This window comes from Burkholderia sp. Ac-20384 (assembly GCF_017104605.1).
GTDB lineage: Bacteria > Pseudomonadota > Gammaproteobacteria > Burkholderiales > Burkholderiaceae > Burkholderia > Burkholderia lata.
Genome location: NZ_JAAGPE010000055.1, coordinates 1 through 20,164 on the forward strand (window position 1 = coordinate 1; position 20,164 = coordinate 20,164).

A 20,164-nucleotide genomic window follows, 5' to 3' on the forward strand; every position below is an offset into this window, starting at 1 on the left:
ACCGTCGCGCAGGCCGCTTCGCACGCGCCGCCGCCGGCCCAGCCGGCGCGCGGCGCGCGTCGTTCAGCGCGTCGTTTCGTGCGTCACGCCGGGCGGTCGGTTGCGGGCATCGATGAGGGCGAACGTGCAAAAAGGCTTCAAGGGAATCCCGTGGTGGGGCTGGGCATCGGCCGGCGTGCTGTATGTGTGCGTCGCGGCAGCGGCCGTCGATTTCGCGTGGGAACGCGCGATCGACGCGCTCGAGGAAACCGGCGCGCACCGGCTCGACCTGTATGCGTCGAGCCTGAAAAGCGAGCTCGGCCGCTTCGAGATCCTGCCCGGCCTGGTCGCGCGGCAGGACGGCGTGCGCACGATGCTGAAAGCCGCGCCGCACGACGCCCCCGCGCTCGTGCACACGGTCGACACCTACCTTGAGGCCGTGAACCGCGACGCGGGCAGCGGCGCGGTCGACGTGATCGACCTGCAAGGCGACGTGATCGCCGCCAGCAACTGGAACGAGACGCTCAGCTTCGTCGGTACCAACGTGTCGTACCGGCCGTACTTCAAGGACGCGCTCGCGCGCGGCAGCGGCCGCTTCTTCGGGATCGGCACCAACACCGGCGTGCCGGGCGTCTACTTCGCGAGCGCGGTGCGCGACGACGGCGTGCCGATCGGCGTGGCCGCCGTGAAGATCAGCGTCGACCCGCTCGAATCGGCGTGGCGTGCGCCGGGCGTCGCCGCGATGGTCGTCGACAGCAACGGCGTGGTCGTGATCTCGACCGAACCCGCCTGGAAATTCACCGCGCTGCGCCCGATCACCGCGCAGCAGCAGCACGACATCCAGGCGTCGCGGCAATACGCGGGCCGCACCGTCGACGCGCTGCCGTACCGCCACATCGGCGACCGCAGCGCGGCCGCGTGGTTCGGCACCTTTCCCGATACGCGCCACAGTGGCCGCACCACGCGCTATCTCGTGATGTCGCGCCCCGCGCCGCAGGCCGGCGATTCGCTGATGGTGCTGCTCGACATCGCGGGCGCGCGACGCCAGCAGCAGACGGCCTTCGTGTTCGTCACCGGCGCGTTCCTGATCGCCGCGCTGCTGGCCGGCTATGCGATCCAGCGCCGCCGGGCGATCGTCGCGCGGCTGAACGCGCAGGACGCACTGCGGCGCGCGAACGACCAGCTCGAGCTGACCGTCGCGCAGCGCACGGCCGCGCTGACGGCCGCGAACGAGCGGATGCAGCGCGAGATCGTCGAGCGCGAGCGCACCGAGCAGCGGCTGCGCGCGTCGCAGCAGGAAGTCGTGCATGCGGGCAAGCTCGCGGTGCTCGGGCAGATGGCCGCCGGCCTCACGCACGAACTGAACCAGCCGCTCGTCGCGATCCGCACGCTGTGCGACAACGCGCGCACGTTCTTCGAGCGCGGCCAGCCGGCACCGGCACTCGCCAATCTCGAACGGATCGGCAAGCTCGTCGACAGCATGGCGGTGCTCACCGGCGAGCTGAAGACCTTCGCGCGCAAGCCCGATGTCGAGCGCGTCGCGGTCTCGCTGAACGAAGCCGTCGCGCATGCGCGGCTCATCTACGATGCACGGATTCGCGACGAAGGCGTGCAGCTCGACGTGAACATCGCGCCGGGCACCGCCGTGTCGGCCGAATCGAGCCAGCTGCAGCAGGTGATCGTGAACCTGCTCGGCAACGCGCTCGACGCGGTGCGCGATGCGCCCGTGCGCCGCATCGTCATCGAGGCCGCCGGGCCGGACGAAGCCGGCCGCGTGCGCTTCACCGTCGCCGACAGCGGCGCGGGCATCGCGCCCGAGGTGCTGCCGCACCTGTTCGAGCCGTTCGTCACGACCAAGCCGCGCGGCCAGGGCCTCGGGCTCGGCCTCGCGATCACGTCGCGCATCGTCGAGGCGTTCGGCGCGAAAGTCGCCGCGACGAACCGCGACGAAGGCGGCGCGCAGTTCAGTATCGAATTCGCGGCGGCCACGCTGCAAAGGACAGAGCATGGAAGATGAGATTCGGGTGCTGGTCGTCGAGGACGATGAAAACGTCCGGATCGGCGTCGAGCAGGCGGTAGAGCTTGCCGGCTTCGCGGTCGATGCGTTCGCGTCGGCCGCCGACGCGCTGCATCACGTCGCGCCCGGTGCGCCAGTCGTGATCGTGTCGGACGTGCGGATGCCGGGCATCGACGGGCTGCAGTTGCTCGACCGCGTGATGGCCATCGACGCGCAGATCCCGGTCGTGCTGATCAGCGGCCATGCCGACATCTCGACGGCCGTCGGCGCGATGCAGGTCGGCGCGTACGACTTCATCGAGAAGCCGTTTTCGTCGGACGTGATCGCGGGGCGCGTCGCGCGCGCGGTCGAGAAGCGCCGCCTGACGCTCGAGGTGCAGGGCCTGCGCGCGGCGCTGAACAACTGGCAGGGCATCGAGGCATTCGTGCTCGGCAAGTCGCCCGCGATGGCCGACGTGCGCAAGAAGATCCTGCGCCTCGCCGATACGTCGGTGTCGGTGCTGATCACCGGCGAAACCGGCACCGGCAAGGAGCTGATCGCGCGCAGCCTGCACGACTTCGGCGGCCGGCGCGACGCGCATTTCGTGGCGCTGAACTGCGGCGGTTTGCCGGAGCAGGTGTTCGAGAGCGAACTGTTCGGCCACGAAGCCGGCGCGTTCACCGGCGCGATCAAGAAGCGCATCGGCAAGATCGAATGGGCGGACGGCGGCACGCTGTTCCTCGACGAGATCGAGACGATGCCGATTCAGCTACAGATCAAGATGCTGCGTGTGCTGCAGGAGCGCGTGGTCGAGCGGCTCGGCGCGAACGAGCTGATTCCGGTCGATTGCCGCGTGGTCGCCGCATCGAAAGCCGATCTCGCCGAGCTCGCGGCCGACGGCCGCTTTCGTGCGGACTTGCTGTATCGCCTCAACGTTGCACAGATCGAGCTGCCGCCGCTGCGCGAGCGGCGTGAGGACGTGCCGCTGCTGTTCGAGCATTTCGTGCTCGCGGCCGCGCGGCGCTTCGGGCAGCCGGCGCCGGTCGTCACGGCTGCGCAGGTATCCGAACTGATGACGCACGCGTGGCCCGGCAACGTGCGCGAACTGCAGAACGTGGCCGACCGCTTCGTGCTCGGGCTGACCGGCGACAGCCTGCTGTCGTCGGGCGGCGCGCCGGTCGCGGGCGGCACGCTCGCGGAACAGCTCGCGTATTTCGAGCGGATGCTGATCGAGGACATGCTGCAGCGTCACCACGGCAACGTCGCGGAGGCGAGCGAAGCGCTTGGCATGCCGAAGAAAACGCTCTATCACAAGCTGCGCAACCTGCGGATTCCCGCGCGCGGCGACGCGGCGGCCGATGGCGGCGAATGACGCGAACGAGGACACGCACAGCATGGATCGCATCGAAGTCACCGAACAGGGCCGCATCACCGGCCACCTGATCCGCGGCGTCACGCGCGCGCAGAAAACCTTCCGGCCGAGCGACTGGCCCGAGCGCCTCGCAGGCGTCATCACGCTGTTCGTCGGCGAACGGCGGCCCGGCTATCCGTGCGCGCTGTCGCGGCTCGCGATGCCCGTCGTCGACGGCAACGTCAAATGCCTGTTCGTGTCGGACGAATTGCGTACCGTCTGCGCGGACGCGTTCGACTTCGCGATGCAGTTCGCGGCCGACAACGACCTCCCCGTCGCGCTTCAAACCGCGCCCGCGCTGGCGGTGCGCTGACACGCGTGCCGCTTTCGCGGCTCGCGGCCTTCCCTTTTCCCAGGTTGCGATGTGCTGATGCGCAGGCCGTCGCACGCCCTTTTCAGGCGTGCCCGGCTTCGCGGCCAATCGTTAGACGATTGAAAGCATCGACACCCACCTCCCTCCGACAAGGGTTTCCGGCCGAGCCATCAATAAAATTGATCGTCACGATGAAAATTATGCGTTTTCCTTGCAGGTCGCCGTGATGCATAGTTGCGTCGTGTTGACGCACCTTTGAGTCTTTCAGTCATGAACATGCGAATCGAGCCGTCTGTGCTCGCGAACCCCGACCTGCAATTTGCGACGCTTTCGTCGGGCATCAGCCTGCCGTATGTCGAGCGGGGCAGCGGAGCGCCGATGGTGTTCGTGCACGGCTCGCTGTGCGACTACCGCTACTGGGATCCGCAACTCGCGTCGCTGTCGGCCCACTACCGCTGCATCGCGCCGAGCCTCAGCCATTACTGGCCGGCCGTCGAAGCGGGCATCCAGGACGAGTTCAGCTGGCAGAACCACGTCGACGAGCTCGCCGAATTCATCGACGCGCTCGATCTCGGCCCCGTGCATCTGGTCGGCCACTCGCGCGGCGGCAGCGTCGCGTTCAACGTCGCGCGCCAGCATCCGCACCTCGTCGAATCGCTGACGCTCGCCGATCCGGGCGGCCCGCTGCAACAGCCGGGCGTACGCGAAGCCGCGCTGCCGGCCACCGCGATCGCGCTGCGCACGAAGGCCGTGAACCTGATCGGGCAAGGCGACGTCGAATCGGGCCTCGAGATGTTCGTCGATTCCGTCAGCCTGCCGGGCGCATGGAAGAAGAGCACGTCGCGCTTCCGCACGATGGCGATCGACAACGCGAGCACGCTGCCGAAGCAACTGCGCGACCCGCTGCCCGCGTACTCGCAGCACACGGCCGGCGACATCGCATGCCGCACGCTGCTGATCGACGGCCAGCGCAGCCCGAAGATGTTCCGCAACAACGTCGACACGCTGTCGCAGTGGATCGGCAACGCGCAACGGCAAACCGTCGCCGGCGCGTCGCACGGGATGAACGCAGCAAGCCCCGCCGTGTTCAACCGCTTCGTGCACGAGTTCGTCGCCGCGTAAGTACTCCCGGGCGGCTTCCGCGCCGCCCGTTCTCCTCGCTGTTCAACGACGATGCGGATAGGCGCCGCATCGCCGCTTCATCAACCGCCGTGCGTCACCGGCGCGTCCGTCCCGTAGATCTGCCTGCGCAATTCCGCCAGCCGCGAATCGAGCGCCACGCGCTGCTGCTCGCGGTCCGGCACCGTGCGCACCACCTCGTCGATGATCTTGCGGCTCTGCGCGACATAGTCCGCATCCTGCCGCTCGCGCGCGGGCGAGGCCGGCCGCTCGCCCATCGCGAGATCGCGCAGGTGGTCGCGCAATGCATCGCTCGCGGCCTGGCGTGCGCCGGCGTCCGGTTCCGCATCCTGCAGCAGCAGATCCGCGAGGCCCGACGCCTCGCGCGGATCGAGCTTGCCCGCATCGGCATCGGCACGCAGTTGCACGAGCAACGAACGGGCACGCGCCTGGCGGTCGGCCGCGTTCAGCGCGTCGCGTTCGTGCGCATAGCCGTCGAGCTGCGCGCGGAAATTGACCGGCGACGCGGCCGCTGGATTCGTCATGGAAGATTCCTGGCTGACTACGGTGGAAGAAGCGTGTGGCGTGCCGCCCGGACGGCCGCTCCACAACACGACGGCCGATGCGACGGCGCCTGCCGCCAGCGCGACCGTGCCCCATACGATGACGGTTCGGTTCATCATGCGGTCCCTGTCACACGCGCGAAGAGCGGATCGGTCACGCTCGCCCCGCCGGTTTCGACATGGCCGGCCAGCGTGCGCAGATAGCCCGCATCCGCATCGATCGTCACGCTGAAGTCGTACCAGCCGCCGCTTGCCGACAGGTTCAGCACCGTGTCGACGACCGCGCCTGCCGCGACCGTGCCCGAACGCGGCGCGGCGCCGTAGCCGTTATCCGTGAGCGTCGCGACGAGCGGCGTGCGGCCCGCGTTGCGCATCCGCACGACGAGATTGCCGTCGGCACGATAGGCAACCGTCACGTCGAACAGCGGCGCGCTCGACGCCGCACTGCCCTTGAAGCGGCGGAAGAAGCCGTTCGGCCCGTACGCCGCGAGGTCGTAGCGCCCCTGCGTGTCGCGCACCGGCCACCACTGGTCGCTCAGCACGCGGCCGCTCTGGATCGTGTAGAAGCGCGGGCCGTTCTGCGCGATCGCGTCATGCACATGGAACACCGCGGCCGACGTGCCGGCCGCGTTGCCCGGCACGGCCTTGCCGTTGTTCGCGAAGCTCACGTTCAGCACGCCGGCGCGCGTGTCGAGCACTGCTTCGACGAACAGTTCGTACGGCACCGCGCGCAGCTTGCGCTGCCCCGGTTCCTGCACCGGCAGCGGCGCATTCTCGGCCGGGTAGTTCGACGGATAGCTCGGCTTCGCGAGGTAGTACTGCACCCAGTACGCGTTGTCGAGCTGCGCCTTCGTCGCGGTCAGGTTGAGCAGCGCGGGCGGCACCGTGCGGTCCGCATCGCCCGCGAAGTCGAACGCCGACGTGAGATCGCCGCACACCGCGCGGCGCCACGGCGTGATGTTCGATTCATACACGTCCGGATGATCGTCGCCGAAACGCTTCTCGATGAAGCGGATCACCGACGAGTGATCGAAGACTTCGGAACAGGTCCATCCGCCCTTCGACCACGGCGAGATCGCGAGCAGCGGCACGCGCGTGCCGAGCCCGATCGGCAGCCCGGAGGCCTGCTCGATCTCGCCTTCGACGCTGACCGTCGACAGCCCCTTGCCGGCCTTCCACGGCGGCACGGGTGCGGTCACGTGGTCGAAGCGGCCGTCGCCTTCGTCGTAGCAGATCAGGAACACCGTCTTCGCCCACACGTCGGGATTCGACGTGAGCGCATCGAGAATGCGCGACACGAATTCCTCGCCGAACGACGGCCCCCACCACGGATGCTCGGACGACGAGAACGGCGGCACGATCCACGACACCTGCGGCAGCCGGTTCGCGAGCACGTCGTCGCGCAGCGACGCGATGCCGCGCGCGGTCAGCCCGCGCTGGTTGAGCGGCGAACTCGACGACGCCGACTTGTACTGCGAAAACCACGCGAGCGCGTTGCAGTCGTAGTTGTTGGTGTTGTCGATCCAGTAGCGGCTCGACAGGAAATTCCATGCGACGTTGAACGAGCCGACACCGCCTTCCTGATAAACGCGCCAGTCGATGCCGGCCTGCTGCAGGCGTTCGGGGAAGGTTTTCCACGACACCGTGCCCGAGCGGTCGCCCATCCAGTTCGACATCGCGACCTGGCTGCCGTCCGCGTTCGGCGACGAGCGCCCCGTCATCAGGTAAAGCCGGTTCGGATTGGTCGGCCCCATCATCGACTGGTGATACGCGTCGCAGATCGTGAATGCGCTCGCGAGCGGGTAGTAATACGGCAGGTCGGTGCGCTTGAAATAGCCCATCGCGTCCGGCCACTGCACGGCCATCCACTGGTCGTTGCGCCCTTCGTTCCACAGCTTGTGGAACGCATCCCACTCGTGGTTCTCGGGCATCATCCACTGCGCCCACGTCTTCGACGTGTCGAGATGCCAGGGCACGTAGTCGCGGCCCTTGTAGTTCTGGTACCAGACGCTCTTGCCGTCGGGGCGCGCGACCACGCGCGGATCGTTGAAACCGCGCACGCCCGGGAACGTGCCGAAGTAATGGTCGAATGCGCGGTTTTCCTGCATCAGCACGACGATGTGCTCGACGTCCCGGATCGTGCCGGTCACGCGGGCCGGCTCGACGGCAAGTGCGCGGCGAATGCTTTCGGGCAGCGCCGCCGCGAGCGCGGCAGCGCCCGCCGCCTGCGCCGAGCGGGTCAGGAACGTACGGCGATCGATACGCGACATCGGCAATCCCTCCTCGTTTTTCTGGCCGGACGGGGATGGTCATGCAGCGGCGTGCGCCGCGTGCGGGCGATGCGCGGCCTCGGGGCCGCAAAGCGGTTCCGAACCAGGCGCGCGGCGCGTCGACGGCCCCCTCCTGCCCGCCGCGCGCGTCATCGATCTGTCGGATTCTAGAAAGGGAAATCGGACAGTTTTGTTAAGATCCGACAAATATCCAGACGATTACGACATTAGAAGTCCTCTACAATTTTTTCCGTCACATGTCGGACATCGACGACTGGTGGCACACCAACGAAAAACGGCGAGCGCATGCGCGCCCGCCGTTGCTTGTCACCCCGCTTCGCCAGCGCGTGTTACCACACCGCCGGCTCCGGCTCCGCCTTGCGCGTGACCGAATCCGGCAGCCCGAACACGCTGTCGAACGCCCAGTTGTACGTGAACGTGAAGATCGGGAAGAACACGATCAGCACCGCGTCGTACAGGAACGCCTGCAGCAGCGACACGTCGAGCCACCACGCGATCAGCGGGATCAGGAACGTCACGAGCGCGATCTGGAAGCCGATCGCATGCAGCACGCGACGCCCCACCGTGCGCGTCGTCGCCGCGCTCTTGCGCTCCCACGCCTCGAACGCGAGGTTGTACAGGAAATTGACGGTGACGCCCGTCGTCGAGATCATCACGCCCATCACGCCGCTCGTCGCCACGCTCGCGCCGCTCAGCATTCCGAGCACCGACGATGCGATCAGGATGCCGAGCACCTCGAACATCACGACGTAGACTATGCGTCTCTTCCACCCTTGCATGACCAGCCACCTCCTATCGAACAAGGTGGCGAGACTATCAGCGGGTAGCCCGCCCGCAAAAGTCAGGTCCTTTCAATTTTTCTGACAGGAAGCCCTCGCATGCTGACCAGCGACCACATCGATATGCTGCTGACCGTCATCGACAAAGGCTCGTTTTCCGCGGCCGCACGGGCGCTCGGCCGCACGCCGTCGGCGATCAGCATGGCGATCGCGAACCTTGAGGCCGAACTCGACCTCGTGCTGTTCGATCGCGGTACACGCGAACCGACGCCGACCGCCGCGATGGCCGCGCTGCTGCCCGACGCGCGCTCGATCGCCGAACGGCTGCACGCACTGCGCGCGCATGCGCAGCACCTGTCGGAAGGCGTCGAGGATACGTTGCGACTCGGCCTCGCGGCCGAACTCGACGGCACGCCCGTCGCCCGCGCGCTGACGGCCGTCGCCGCGAAATACCCGGCGCTCGCCGTCAGCCTCGTCACGGCGCCGCAGGACGCGATCGTCGATGCGCTGCATCGCGGCGCCGTCGACCTCTGTGTCGCGTACGGCGGGCTCGACCTGCATCCGCAGGAGCAGATCCACGCGCTGTGGACCGAGATGCTCATCGCGGTCGCCGCGCCGAGCCATCCGGCGATCGCCGAATGCGCGCAACCGGAAGCGATCGAGCGGTTGTCCGGCTTTCGGCAGATCGTGATCGCCGATCCCGAGCGGCCGCTGACCGACGTGCGGCCGTTGATCGGCAATCGCACGTGGAAGGTGACCGACATGGCCACCGCGATCGCGCTCGTGAGAGCCGGACATGGCTGGGCGAACCTGCCCGCATCCGTGATCGGCCGATACGTCGCCGACGGCGAACTCGCGCCGCTCGTGTTCGCGAACATCCGCAACGGGCTGCCTTTGCCCGTGTACCTGCGGCGGCCGAAACACACTGGGCTCGGCAAGGCGGCCAGCGAACTGGTCCGCGCGCTGCGGGCTGCAGGCGACGAGAAATGACCGGCGTGGCGGCAAACGCCGCCACGTCGTCGGTCAACGCCGGGCGGCTTGACCGTTAGTTGCGGTTAATGCGCTGCCGCCGCCGCACTCTGGATCGAATCGACGAGTGACGCGTTGTCGAAACGTTTCCCGGCAATGCCCCATCCGCCGTCGACCGCATGAACCACATTCACCCACACCTGCGCAGGCGTCAGCCGCCCGCCGGCGCGGCGCAGCACGATCGCCGTCGCCCGTTCGACGAATTGCCGCTGCCGGTCGGGCGCGGCGAGCGCCACGGCAGGCAGCTTCAGCTCGACGAACGCGGCGGGCTCCGCCCGTCCGTGCACGAAGGTCCGGTTTCGCGGCAGCACGTTGAGCGTGCCCACCACGTTCGGCGCCAGGAACGCATTCCCGGTCAATCCCTCGACTTCCAGCAGCGCATCGGTCAACTCGGCAAACACCGGCCCCTCGTCGTCCGGCGTGAAAACCCCTTCGGATACTGTCAGCGTAATCGGCATCGCACTTTCTCCTGGTCAGGTCATCGGTTAGGTGACGTGATATAAATATCAGTCACTCTCTATACAATAGACACCGATCACTCTCTTTGCAAGATAAAGAGTGATCGCTCTGAAGCGAGCCTGTCATGCGTTATTCCGTCGAGCACAAGCACGAAACCCGCACGCGCATCCTCGATGCCGCGAGCCGCCTGTTCCGCCAGGAGGGGTATGGCGGGTCCGGCATCGGTCCGCTGACGAAGGCGGCGGGCGTCACCAACGGCGCGTTCTACGGCCATTTCAAGACGAAGGGCGAAGCGTTCCGGCAAGTCGTCCTCGATGGCCTCGCCCAGCTCCGGCAAGGCGTCGCGACGTTCAAGGCCGAGCATGGCGCGCGCTGGCGGCGCCCGTTCGTGTGGTTCTACCTCGGCCCGCGACGCACCTGCGAACTCGGCGAAAGCTGTGCGCTGCCGAGCCTGTCCCCGGAAGTGATGCGCGCCGATGACGAGACGCGCGACGCGTACGAGCAGGCATTGCGGCAGATCGTCGACGAAGTGTCGGCCGGGATGGGCGACACCCCGGATGACGATCGCGCGATCGCGTTCCTCGCGCTGCTGTCGGGCGGCGTCACGCTCGCGCGCGCGGTGCGCGATCCCGAGCTGGCGCAGCGCATCGCCGATGCGGTCGGCCGCTACGCGGTGGTGATCGCCGAACGCACGGACGTGAAGCCGGAGCAACAGGCGTAACCGGACGCCAATAAAAAACCCCGATCCGCATCGTCACGGATCGGGGTTCTTCGATCGACTACCCGCCAAGTCGGCCCGTAGCGGACCGGTGCATCAACGCGCCGCCACTTCCGCCTTGACGGACGCCGCATCGCCCACCGCCGTCGGCGCCGCACCCCAACCACCGCCCAACGCGCGGATCAGGTTCACGGTCGATACCGCCTGCGCGCCGGTCAACTGGTTCGCCTGCAGTTGCGACTGCAGCACCGAGCGCTCGCTGTCGATCACGTCGAGATACGCGACCTCGCCTTCCTGATACTGCGTGCGCGACAAGGTCGCCGCGCGCCGCGACGCGTTGACGGCCGCATCCTGTGCGCGGATCTGGTCGTCGAGCAGGCGCAGGTCGGCGAGATTGTCCTCGACCTCGCGGAACGCGACGAGCACCTGTTGCCGGTAGTTCGCGACCTGCTCGTCGTACTGCGCGCGTGCCTGCTGCACGCCGGCCGCACGACGCCCGCCGTCGAACAGCGGCAGCGTCAGAGCGGTGCCGGCAAACGGCCCGAGCAGGAACGTGCGGCTCGACCACATGAACAGGCTGCCGAGCGTCGACGCTTCATAGCCAAACGCCCCCGTGATGTCGAGCTTCGGGAAGTACGCCGACTTCGCGAGCCCGATCCGCGCGTTCGCGGCCGCCATCGCACGCTCGGCCGCCGACACGTCCGGACGGCGTTCGAGCAGCGCGGACGGCAGGCCCGGCGGCACCTTCACCGCGACCGGCACGATCGGCGTTTCCTTGAACGCGAAATCCGCGGGCGCCTTGCCGAGCAGGATCGCTAGCGCATGCTCGGACGCCGCGCGCCGGCGCGCGACGCCGACCGCATCGGCCTGCGCGGTCGCCAGCTCGTTCTTCGCGCGCGACACGTCGAGCTCGCTGATGTCGCCTTCGTTGAAGCGGCGCTGCACGAGCTTCAGTGCCTGCTCGCGCAACTCCACCGTGCGGCGGTACAGGTCCTGGTCGGAATCGAGCTGACGCAGTTCGAAGTAGTTCTGCGCGACGTCCGCCTGCAGCGCGAGCTGCACCGAACGGAACAGCGCTTCGCTCTGCGCCTGGTCGGCACGCGACGCCTCGACGTTGCGGCCGACGCGTCCGAACAGGTCGGCCTCGTACGACACCGTGCCCTGCGCGCGCCACAGCGTCGCATTGGTCGGCCCCGTGCCCTGCGGCTGGAACTGCGACGCCGACGACAGCCCCTCGCGCGTCGGCCCGAAGCCGGCACCGATCTGCGGGAACCACTGCGAGCGCGCCGAGCGCGTCGCCGCGCGCGCTTCCTCGACACGCGCGGCCGCAGCCTTCAGGTTCTGGTTCGCGGCGAGCGCCTGCGTCTCGAGCGCATCGAGCACCGGGTCGCCGAACGCCTTCCACCATTCGCCGCGATGCGCGCCGTCCGACGGCTCGGCCGTCTTCCACGTGCCGGCCTGTTCGCCGGCGGCGAGCGTCGGCGCTTCCTTGAACGCCGTCGGCGTCGACACATCCGGGCGCTTGTAGTCGGGGCCCACCGCGCACGCGGCGAGCAGCGTCGCGAGCAGGGTGCTCGCGGCCGCCACCTTCGCGAAGCGCATCAGGCCATTCGTGTTGTGCAAGTTATTCATCTTCCTGTCCTCAAGCATCCGAAGCCGGCACGTGCTGGGACGGCACACCGTAGCCGGCCGAGTCCTTCCCGGCCACGTGGATCTTGCCGCCCGCGAGCGTCCGCAACACGACGTAGAACACCGGCGTCAGCATCAGCCCGAACAGCGTCACGCCGAGCATCCCGAAGAACACCGCGACACCCATCGCATGGCGCATTTCCGAACCGGCCCCCGTCGACGTGACGAGCGGCACCACGCCCATGATGAAGGCGATCGACGTCATCAGGATCGGGCGCAGCCGCAGCCGGCTCGCCTCGATCGCGGCCTCGAGCGGCGTCCTGCCGTCGTGTTCGAGTTCACGCGCGAATTCGACGATCAGGATCGCGTTCTTCGCCGACAGCCCCACCAGCACCATCAAGCCGATCTGCGTGAAGATGTTGTTGTCGCCCTGCGTGAGCCACACGCCCGTCAGCGCCGACAGAATGCTCATCGGCACGATCAGGATCACCGCGAGCGGCAGCGTCAGGCTTTCATACAACGCGGCAAGCACGAGGAACACGAGCAGCACGCTGATCGGGAACACATACATCGCCGAATCGCCCGCAAGAATCTGCTGGTACGTGAGGTCGGTCCACTCGAACCGCACGCCGCGCGGCAGCGTTTCATGCGCAATGCGCTCGATCGCGGCCTGCGCCTGGCCCGACGAGAAGCCCGGTGCCGGGCCGCCGTTGATGTCGGCCGCCGTGTAGCCGTTGTAGCGCACGACCATTTCCGGGCCGAACGTCGGCGTCACCGTGACGAGCGACGACAGCGGCACCATCTCGCCCTTGTCGTTGCGCGTCTTCAACTGCAGGATGTCGTCCGCGCGCTGGCGGAACGGCGCATCGGCCTGCACGCGCACCTGGTACACGCGCCCGAAGCGGTTGAAGTCGTTCACGTACAGCGAGCCGAGATACACCTGCATCGTGTTGAACACGTCGGTCACCGGTACACCGAGCTGCTTCGCCTTCACACGATCGAGATCGACGTTGAGCTGCGGCACGTTGATCTGGTAGCTGGTGAACAACGGGCCGAGTTCAGGCGCCTGCTGCGCGCGCTTGATGAAGTCGTTGGTCGCATCCGCGAGCCGCGCGTAGCCGACCGCGCCGCGATCCTCGATCTGCATCTTGAACCCGCCGAGCGTACCGAGGCCCAGCACCGGCGGCGGCGGGAACACCGCGACGAACGAATCCTTCATCGCGCCGTACTTCTGGTTCAGCGCCCCCGCAATTGCACCGGCCGACAACGCCTTGCCATGCCGTTCCGAGAACGGCTTCAACGTGACGAACACGATGCCCGCGCTCGAGCTGTTCGTGAAGCCGTTCACCGACAGCCCCGGGAACGCGACCGCGCTCTCGACGCCCGGCTGCTTCAGCGCGATCGAACCCATGTCGCGGATCACCTTCTCGGTGCGGTCGAGCGACGCACCGTTCGGCAGCTGCGCGAACGCGATCAGGTATTCCTTGTCCTGCGCGGGCACGAAGCCGCCCGGCACGACCTTCGACACGAGCACGGTCGCGCCCACCAGCACGAGGTATACGCCCAGCATCAGCGTCTTGCGCGACAGCACGCCGCGCACGCCACGGCCATAGTTCTCCGCACCGCGATGGAACACCTTGTTGAAGCCGCGGAAGAAGCCGCCGAGCACGCGGTTCATCACCCGCGTGAGCCAGTCTTCCTTGTCGCCGTGGCCCTTCAGCAGGATCGCGGACAGCGCCGGCGACAGCGTCAGCGAGTTGAACGCCGAGATCACTGTCGAGATCGCGATGGTCATCGCGAACTGCTTGTAGAACTGGCCGGTCAGGCCCGACATGAACGCGAGCGGCACGAACACGGCGACGAGCGTCAGCGCGATCGCGATGATCGGCCCGCTCACTTCCTGCATCGCCTTGTAGGTCGCCGCCCGTGCGTTCATCCCGCTCTCGATGTTCCGCTCGACGTTCTCGACCACCACGATCGCATCGTCGACCACGATCCCGATCGCGAGCACCATCCCGAACAATGACAACGCGTTGATCGAATACCCGAATGCGAGCAGCAGCGAGAACGTACCGATGATCGACACCGGCACCGCGATCAGCGGAATCAGCGACGCACGCCAGGTCTGCAGGAACACGATCACGACGATCACGACCAGCGCGATCGCTTCGAGCAGCGTGTGCACGACGGCCTTGATCGACGAACGCACGAACTGCGTCGGGTCATAGACGATCTTGTAGTCGACGCCCGCCGGCATGTCCTGCTTCAGCTCGGCCATCGTCTTGCGCACTTCGTCCGAGATCTGCAGCGAGTTCGCGCCCGGCGACTGGTTGATCGCCATCGCGACCGCCGGCTTGTTGTCGAGCAGCGAACGCAGCCCGTATTCGGACGCATCGAGCTTGATCCGCGCGACGTCGCGCAGGTGCGTGACGCCGCCGTCCGGCGTCGTCTTGACCACGATGTCGCCGAACTCGTCCTCCGTCTGCAGACGGCCGCGCGCGTTCACCGACAACTGCAGCGGCGTGCCCGGCAGCGACGGCGAAGCGCCGATCACGCCGGCTGCGACCTGCACGTTCTGCTCGCGGATCGCCTGCACGACGTCCTCGGCCGACAGCCCGCGCTGCGCGACCTTCTGCGGATCGAGCCACACGCGCATCGCGTAGTCGCCCGAACCCCACAGCTGCACCTGGCCGACGCCCTGGATCCGCGACAGGCGGTCCTTCACGTTGATCAGCGCGTAGTTGCGCAGGTAGGTCATGTCGTAGCGGTCGTCCGGCGAGATCAGGTGGACCACCATCGTCAGCGTCGGCGAGCTCTTCACCGTCGTGATGCCGAGCCGCTGCACGTCTTCCGGCAGGCGCGGCAGCGCCTGGTTCACGCGGTTCTGCACGAGCTGCGTGGCCTTGTCCGGATCGGTGCCGAGCTTGAACGTGACGGTGATCGTCATGTTGCCGTCGCTGTTCGCCTGCGACTGCATGTAGAGCATGTCCTCGACGCCGTTGATCTGCTCTTCAAGCGGCGACGCGACCGTCTCGGCGATCACTTTCGGGTTCGCGCCCGGATACTGCGCCTTCACGATCACGGAAGGCGGCACGACTTCCGGATATTCGGAGATCGGCAGCAGGAACATCGCGATCACCCCGCCGAGCAGGATGATCACCGATAGGACTCCTGCGAAGATCGGCCGGTCGATAAAGAATTTTGAAATGTTCATGTGTGGCTCTGTCTGGTTGAACGCGGATAAGAAGCGGCGAGCCGCTTACGAATCCGCCTTCGCCGGGGCGGCCGGCTTCGCGTTGTCCGCCAAAGGCGCGGACGGCGCGTCACCGCCCGTCATCGGGACCATGTGCGGCTTCACCTGTTCGCCGGGGCGCACGCGCTGCGTGCCGTTCACGACCACGCGATCGCCGGCGGAGAGCCCGCTCACGATCACGCGCCGGTTGCCGTGCTGCATCCCCTGCTGCACTTCGCGGTACGACACGCGGCCTTGCTGGTCGACGACGAACACGAACTTCTTGTCCTGGTCGGTGTTGATCGCCGCGTCGTCGACGAGCAGCGCCTCGTGCGGCGCGCTGCCGCCCACCTTCACGCGTGCATAGAGGCCCGGGACGAGCGCGCCATCGGCGTTGTCGAAGCGCGCACGCACGCGGATCGTGCCGGACGACGTGTCGAGCCGGTTGTCGACCGAGTCGATCTCGCCGCTGCGCGAGTAGCCGGTTTCGTTCGCGAGGCCGAGCTCGACCGGCACCTTGCGGCCGTTGCGCGCGCCGTTGATGTATTGCAGGTAGGTCTGCTCGTCCGCGTCGAACGATGCGTAGATCGGCGACACCGACACCAGCGTCGTCAGCGGCGCGGCCGATGCACCGGCCGACACGACGTTGCCGAGCGTGATTTCCGCACGCGACACGCGACCCGACACCGGCGCCGTGATCCGCGTATAGCCGAGGTTGATGCGTGCCGTTTCCAGCGCGGCTTCGGCGGCCTTCAGGTTCGCCGTCGCCTCGCGGGCCGCATTCTGCTTCTCGTCGTAGTCGCGCTTCGCGATCGCGTTGTCGCCGATCAGCCGCTGCGCGCGCTGCCAGTCGGTCTGCGCGTAGCCGTTGCGCGCCTGCGCGGCCGCGAGCTGTGCGGCTGCCCGATCGGTTTCGGCCTGGTACGGGCGCGGGTCGATCACGAACAGCACGTCGCCCTTCTTCACGAGCGTGCCGTCCTTGAAATTCACCGCGACGATCGTGCCCGACACCTGCGGGCGCACGTCGACTTTCTCGACCGCTTCGAGGCGGCCCGAATAACTCTGCCAGTCGGTCACGGTCTGCGGCATGACGGTCGCGACGTCGACTTCGGGCAGCGGTGCCGCTGATTTCTCCGGTGCGTTTGCGTTCACGCGCATCGCGCCGAACGTTCCGAGGCCGACGACGGCGAGCGTCACGATCGCCGCTGTCGCGATTCGGGAACGGGAGGTGCGTAGGATGGCCATGTGGATCTCCAGTAAACGTGGATTGGTTTTGGTTATTCGGAACGGTTCGGCTGGCGCGCCTGGAAGCGGCACTGGAAGAAGCGCACGGCTTCCTCGAAGGCGGCTTCGTGCGTCGCGAGCGCGGCGTGCGTGATGTCCGGATAGCGGATCACCTGCGTGAGCACGCCCGACGAGATCAGGCAGCTCGCATATTTCTCCGCTTCGACGTGCAGCACGTCGTTCTGCGCGGTGACGACGAGCGTCGGCGGCAGCCCCGCGAGGCGCACCGATTCGAGCGGCGCCGCATACGGGTGCATGCGTTGCGCGGCCTGCGGCAGATACGCGCGATAACATGCCGCGCATTCGCGCGGGGTGATGTCGGAGGCGAGGCGATCGGCGTCGCCGATGCGCGTCATGCTCGGGTCGAGCATCGGCCCGAACAGCGCCTGCGCGACGATCTGCACTTCGCCGCGATCGCGTGCGATGAACGCGAGGCAGTTCGCGAGCTGGCCGCCCGCGTCGTGACCGGCGACACCGATCTTCTTCGGGTTGCCGCCGAACGCGCGGGCGCGCGTCGCGGCCCATACGGCGGCGCGATACGCATCCTCCGGCGCGGCCGGAAAAGGAAAGGCCGGTGCGAGCGAATAGTCGACCGACACTACGAGGGCTGGTAAGCGTTCTGCTAAAAAACGCGCGGCGAAATCGGCGTCTTCGAGCGAACCGCGGACGAAGCCGCCGCCGTGGAAATAAAGCACTACTGGCAACCCGGTCTTGTCCGGGCGGCGGTAGAGGCGCAGCACGATGTCCTGCGCGTAGCCGGGAATTTCCACTTCGGTGACCGTCAGCGCCGCGCCTGCCGTGGCTTGCGGCGGCAATGCGGCCTTCAGGAATTTGCTGAATTCAGAAGCGTCCATGACGATGCAGCATCCATTTCGAGATGGAACGAATTCTGGGTCCGGCAGACATTGGGATAAATGCCTATAATCCGGCAACACAATTCAACGCCCCCGAACAATCCGAGGCTGCGTTTACCCACGAGGTAGCGCAGCCTTGTTGTTCCGGGGGCTCATTAGATTGCGGAGGTTGTGATGGACCGGCTTCAGGCCATGCAGGTGTTTACTCGCGTCGTCGATACAAGCAGCTTCACCAAGGCAGCAGAAACGCTCAGCTTGCCGCGAGCGTCCGTCACGACGATCATCCAGAATCTCGAAGCATTCCTCGGTGTGCGGCTGATGCACCGGACCACGCGCCGGCTGTCGCTCACGCCGGACGGCGCCGCGTACTACGAACGATGCGTGCGGATCCTCGCGGACGTCGAGGAAACCGAAGCGAGCTTCCAGGCAAACAACCGGAAGCCGCACGGAAAGTTGCGTATCGACATGCCCGGTTCGATCGGGCGGCTGCTCGTGATTCCGTCGCTGTGCGAATTTCATACGCGCTATCCGGACATCGACCTGCAGCTCGGTTTGTCCGACCGGCCGGTCGACCTGCTGCAGGAAGGTGTCGATTGCGTGATTCGCGTCGGCGCACTGCAGGACTCGTCGCTCGTCGCGCGCCGGGTCGGCCTGTTCGAATGCGTGACGGTCGCGTCGCCCGACTATCTCGAGCGCCACGGCGAGCCGCAGACGATCGACGACCTGAACCAGCACAAGGCAGTCAACTACTTCTCGAGCCGCACCGGCCGCACGATCGACTGGACGTTCCTGACCGACGGCAAGGAAGTCGAGATGAAGATGGAAGGCATCGTGTCGGTGAACGACGCGGATGCGTACGTGACCTGCGGGATCGAAGGCTTCGGGCTGATCCAGCCGCCGCTCTTCATGGTGCTGCCGCATCTGCGCGAAGGCCGGCTCAAGGAAGTGCTGCCGGGCGTCAAGCCGCTGCCGATGCCGATTTCGGTCGTGTATCCGCACAGCCGCCATCTGTCGCCGAAGGTGCGCGTGTTCGTCGACTGGGTCGCCGAGGTGTTCGACCGCTGCCCGCTGCTGAGCGGCAAGGGCAGCCTCGACGCGACGTGCAGCAAGCGCACGTTCGAGGAAGCCGAACGCGCACCGGTGCTCGACACGCCGGTCATCAACGAGTGGGTCGCGTAACGTCTGACCTGCGCGGCTGAGTCGCGCATCTGAGCCTCACGCGCGGGCTGCAGGGCCCGCGCGTCACCCCGCCTCCGCGCCCCCCCCGCCCCCACCCGGCGCAGCCGATCCTTCCCGATTCCGCAGGAAACCTTTGTGCCAGGCGACGCAATCGCCCGCATGCGTCGTCGCGCGCCGTCGTTGCACCCGTGCGAGGCCCGCTGCACGCGGGTTCCAGCGATTTCCGCATAACCCTGCCAGGTGTACGGATGTCGATTGTTCCACTGACACGACAAATCAATTCGCGTCTGCCGCATTTATCGCGACGGAACAGATACCTAGAGTAAACCCTGTCGCGCACCTCGTTGCGCATCGAACAGATCCCGCTTGATGGGACCGGAGTAAGCGCTCTAGCTCTAGCGCCAGCTCCGAAATGCCAAGCATGGGATCTGAGTAAGCGCTGAAGCGCTAACTCATATCGACACAGGAGTTACGCCATGAACCGCCGCCATCTTCTCTCCGCCCTCGCCCTTACGCTCGCCGTGTCCGCTCCGGCTTTCGCCGATTCGGGTACGCCGCATGCCGGCGACTACGGCAACACGTCGTGGTACTCGCAGCACTACGGCCCGCGCACGCGCGCCGAAGTGAGCGCGGAAGTCGAGCAAGCGCGCAAGGACGGCACGCTCGCCTACCTGCGCAAGGCCAATTCGTATCCGCAAGGAATCGAGCTGGCAGACGGCCCGTATCGCTCGATGCCGGAAAGCAACCAGCTCGCCGGCGGAGGCCGGTAAACGCGCAACGCCGCGCAGCGGGTTGCCCCGTGCGCGGCGTCGCGATTCCCCTGTCGGCGACTCGCCGAGTCAGTCAGCTAGATAGTTAGTTGCAGGAGCACATGATGAACGATCAACTCCCTTCGCCGCTCGATCACTGGGACGACACCACGCCGGTGTGGACGCCGTTCCGTTCGGCCCCGCACGCACATTGATGTCTGCCTTGATGTGCCGCCGAGGCCGATGCGGTCATTAGCGGCACGGCAGGCAGACAGTGCATATCTGCTTTGAGTGCACGACGCGCACACCACGACCGCATCGAAACTCTGTGCGGCGGCCGCGATGCCCTTCGCCGCGACACAATCACTGACGTTACTCGTCTGAAATTCGACGGCCGAATCGGCCTCGGGTCCGGAACCACAATTGACACTGGTGGATCCGCCGGCCAAGCCACATTCGCTGCAGTCCTTCGGGGCTTAACGAACGCACCTTGCGTGTTCATGCGGCGCTGACCCTGCTGATATCCGGAGTCGAGCCAGCGAACGAACATCTCGTTTCCGCAGGAAACAGTGCTCTTGCG

At 66.9% G+C, this 20,164-nt stretch carries 16 protein-coding genes; 8 read left to right on the forward strand and 8 right to left on the reverse strand.

The genetic code is table 11. The annotated features are described in order from the left end of the window. Positions 1–112 precede the first annotated feature (112 nt). The 4 genes from G3O00_RS13275 to G3O00_RS13290 all read left to right on the forward strand — a co-directional run bounded on the left by G3O00_RS13275 (position 113) and on the right by G3O00_RS13290 (position 4,821). Positions 113–1,996, forward strand: coding sequence for an ATP-binding protein (locus G3O00_RS13275; RefSeq protein WP_206143216.1), 1,884 nt, complete (start codon positions 113–115; stop codon positions 1,994–1,996). Next, entirely contained in the window at positions 1,986–3,347 is a 1,362-nt protein-coding gene (locus G3O00_RS13280) for a sigma-54 dependent transcriptional regulator (protein ID WP_206143217.1), read from the forward strand. The genes G3O00_RS13275 and G3O00_RS13280 overlap by 11 nt, the downstream gene beginning before the upstream one ends. 22 nt (positions 3,348–3,369) lie before the next feature. Beyond that, complete coding sequence (locus G3O00_RS13285) at positions 3,370–3,699, forward strand: DUF3579 domain-containing protein (RefSeq protein WP_174941052.1); 330 nt, start codon at positions 3,370–3,372, stop codon at positions 3,697–3,699. A gap of 270 nt (positions 3,700–3,969) precedes the next feature. Beyond that, positions 3,970–4,821, forward strand: coding sequence for an alpha/beta hydrolase (locus tag G3O00_RS13290; RefSeq protein WP_011353918.1), 852 nt, complete (start codon positions 3,970–3,972; stop codon positions 4,819–4,821). Positions 4,822–4,901: 80 nt separating this feature from the next. On the opposite strand, the gene plcR is transcribed toward G3O00_RS13290, so the two are convergent. The 3 genes from plcR to G3O00_RS13305 form a co-directional block, all read right to left on the reverse strand. Further along, on the reverse strand, positions 4,902–5,363 hold the full coding sequence (gene plcR / locus G3O00_RS13295) for a phospholipase C accessory protein PlcR (RefSeq protein WP_206143218.1): 462 nt from the start codon (positions 5,361–5,363) through the stop codon (positions 4,902–4,904). Between the two features lie 134 nt (positions 5,364–5,497). Further along, entirely contained in the window at positions 5,498–7,651 is a 2,154-nt protein-coding gene (locus G3O00_RS13300) for a phospholipase C, phosphocholine-specific (RefSeq protein WP_206143219.1), read from the reverse strand. Between the two features lie 350 nt (positions 7,652–8,001). Further along, the gene (locus tag G3O00_RS13305; protein ID WP_174933349.1) at positions 8,002–8,451 is read right to left on the reverse strand and encodes a PACE efflux transporter; all 450 of its coding nucleotides are present in this window, start codon (positions 8,449–8,451) and stop codon (positions 8,002–8,004) included. Positions 8,452–8,550: 99 nt separating this feature from the next. On the opposite strand from G3O00_RS13305, the gene G3O00_RS13310 reads away from it, so the two are divergent. After that, positions 8,551–9,441 carry a LysR family transcriptional regulator gene (locus G3O00_RS13310; protein ID WP_174933347.1) on the forward strand — a complete coding sequence of 297 codons (891 nt, stop codon included), beginning with the start codon at positions 8,551–8,553 and terminating at the stop codon, positions 9,439–9,441. Positions 9,442–9,506: 65 nt separating this feature from the next. Here the strand turns inward: G3O00_RS13310 and G3O00_RS13315 are convergent, their stop codons facing one another. After that, positions 9,507–9,869, reverse strand: coding sequence for a Tautomerase enzyme (locus G3O00_RS13315; RefSeq protein WP_241025120.1), 363 nt, complete (start codon positions 9,867–9,869; stop codon positions 9,507–9,509). A 194-nt stretch (positions 9,870–10,063) separates the two neighbouring features. On the opposite strand from G3O00_RS13315, the gene G3O00_RS13320 reads away from it, so the two are divergent. Continuing rightward, the gene (locus G3O00_RS13320; RefSeq protein ID WP_174933343.1) at positions 10,064–10,660 is read left to right on the forward strand and encodes a TetR/AcrR family transcriptional regulator; all 597 of its coding nucleotides are present in this window, start codon (positions 10,064–10,066) and stop codon (positions 10,658–10,660) included. A 93-nt stretch (positions 10,661–10,753) separates the two neighbouring features. On the opposite strand, the gene opcM is transcribed toward G3O00_RS13320, so the two are convergent. The 4 genes from opcM to G3O00_RS13340 are packed head-to-tail and all read right to left on the reverse strand — an operon-like array spanning position 10,754 to position 17,656. Then, on the reverse strand, positions 10,754–12,289 hold the full coding sequence (opcM, locus tag G3O00_RS13325) for a multidrug efflux transporter outer membrane subunit OpcM (RefSeq protein WP_174933341.1): 1,536 nt from the start codon (positions 12,287–12,289) through the stop codon (positions 10,754–10,756). 10 nt (positions 12,290–12,299) lie between these two features. Continuing rightward, a complete protein-coding gene (gene ceoB / locus G3O00_RS13330; protein WP_011353910.1) occupies positions 12,300–15,500 on the reverse strand; it encodes a multidrug efflux RND transporter permease subunit CeoB in 3,201 nt (1,066 codons plus the stop codon). A gap of 45 nt (positions 15,501–15,545) precedes the next feature. Further along, on the reverse strand, positions 15,546–16,763 hold the full coding sequence (gene ceoA / locus G3O00_RS13335) for a multidrug efflux RND transporter periplasmic adaptor subunit CeoA (protein ID WP_206143221.1): 1,218 nt from the start codon (positions 16,761–16,763) through the stop codon (positions 15,546–15,548). Positions 16,764–16,795: 32 nt separating this feature from the next. Next, the gene (locus G3O00_RS13340; RefSeq protein ID WP_011353908.1) at positions 16,796–17,656 is read right to left on the reverse strand and encodes an alpha/beta hydrolase; all 861 of its coding nucleotides are present in this window, start codon (positions 17,654–17,656) and stop codon (positions 16,796–16,798) included. Between the two features lie 174 nt (positions 17,657–17,830). On the opposite strand from G3O00_RS13340, the gene ceoR reads away from it, so the two are divergent. Together ceoR and G3O00_RS13350 are read left to right on the forward strand one after the other, a co-directional pair. Continuing rightward, positions 17,831–18,835 (forward strand): putative multidrug efflux transcriptional regulator CeoR, encoded by a 1,005-nt coding sequence (gene ceoR / locus G3O00_RS13345; protein ID WP_011353907.1) that lies wholly within the window; start codon positions 17,831–17,833, stop codon positions 18,833–18,835. 476 nt (positions 18,836–19,311) lie between these two features. Continuing rightward, positions 19,312–19,605 carry a DUF4148 domain-containing protein gene (locus G3O00_RS13350; protein ID WP_011353906.1) on the forward strand — a complete coding sequence of 98 codons (294 nt, stop codon included), beginning with the start codon at positions 19,312–19,314 and terminating at the stop codon, positions 19,603–19,605. Positions 19,606–20,164 lie beyond the last annotated feature (559 nt).

Coding starts and splice junctions, on each gene's coding strand:
- G3O00_RS13275 (WP_206143216.1), top strand. CDS start 113: ATGAGGGCGAACGTGCAAAAAGGCTTCAAGGGAATCCCGTGGTGGGGC.
- G3O00_RS13280 (WP_206143217.1), top strand. CDS start 1,986: ATGGAAGATGAGATTCGGGTGCTGGTCGTCGAGGACGATGAAAACGTC.
- G3O00_RS13285 (WP_174941052.1), top strand. CDS start 3,370: ATGGATCGCATCGAAGTCACCGAACAGGGCCGCATCACCGGCCACCTG.
- G3O00_RS13290 (WP_011353918.1), top strand. CDS start 3,970: ATGAACATGCGAATCGAGCCGTCTGTGCTCGCGAACCCCGACCTGCAA.
- plcR (WP_206143218.1), bottom strand. CDS start 5,363: ATGACGAATCCAGCGGCCGCGTCGCCGGTCAATTTCCGCGCGCAGCTC.
- G3O00_RS13300 (WP_206143219.1), bottom strand. CDS start 7,651: ATGTCGCGTATCGATCGCCGTACGTTCCTGACCCGCTCGGCGCAGGCG.
- G3O00_RS13305 (WP_174933349.1), bottom strand. CDS start 8,451: ATGCAAGGGTGGAAGAGACGCATAGTCTACGTCGTGATGTTCGAGGTG.
- G3O00_RS13310 (WP_174933347.1), top strand. CDS start 8,551: ATGCTGACCAGCGACCACATCGATATGCTGCTGACCGTCATCGACAAA.
- G3O00_RS13320 (WP_174933343.1), top strand. CDS start 10,064: ATGCGTTATTCCGTCGAGCACAAGCACGAAACCCGCACGCGCATCCTC.
- opcM (WP_174933341.1), bottom strand. CDS start 12,289: ATGAATAACTTGCACAACACGAATGGCCTGATGCGCTTCGCGAAGGTG.
- ceoB (WP_011353910.1), bottom strand. CDS start 15,500: ATGAACATTTCAAAATTCTTTATCGACCGGCCGATCTTCGCAGGAGTC.
- ceoA (WP_206143221.1), bottom strand. CDS start 16,763: ATGGCCATCCTACGCACCTCCCGTTCCCGAATCGCGACAGCGGCGATC.
- G3O00_RS13340 (WP_011353908.1), bottom strand. CDS start 17,656: ATGGACGCTTCTGAATTCAGCAAATTCCTGAAGGCCGCATTGCCGCCG.
- ceoR (WP_011353907.1), top strand. CDS start 17,831: ATGGACCGGCTTCAGGCCATGCAGGTGTTTACTCGCGTCGTCGATACA.
- G3O00_RS13350 (WP_011353906.1), top strand. CDS start 19,312: ATGAACCGCCGCCATCTTCTCTCCGCCCTCGCCCTTACGCTCGCCGTG.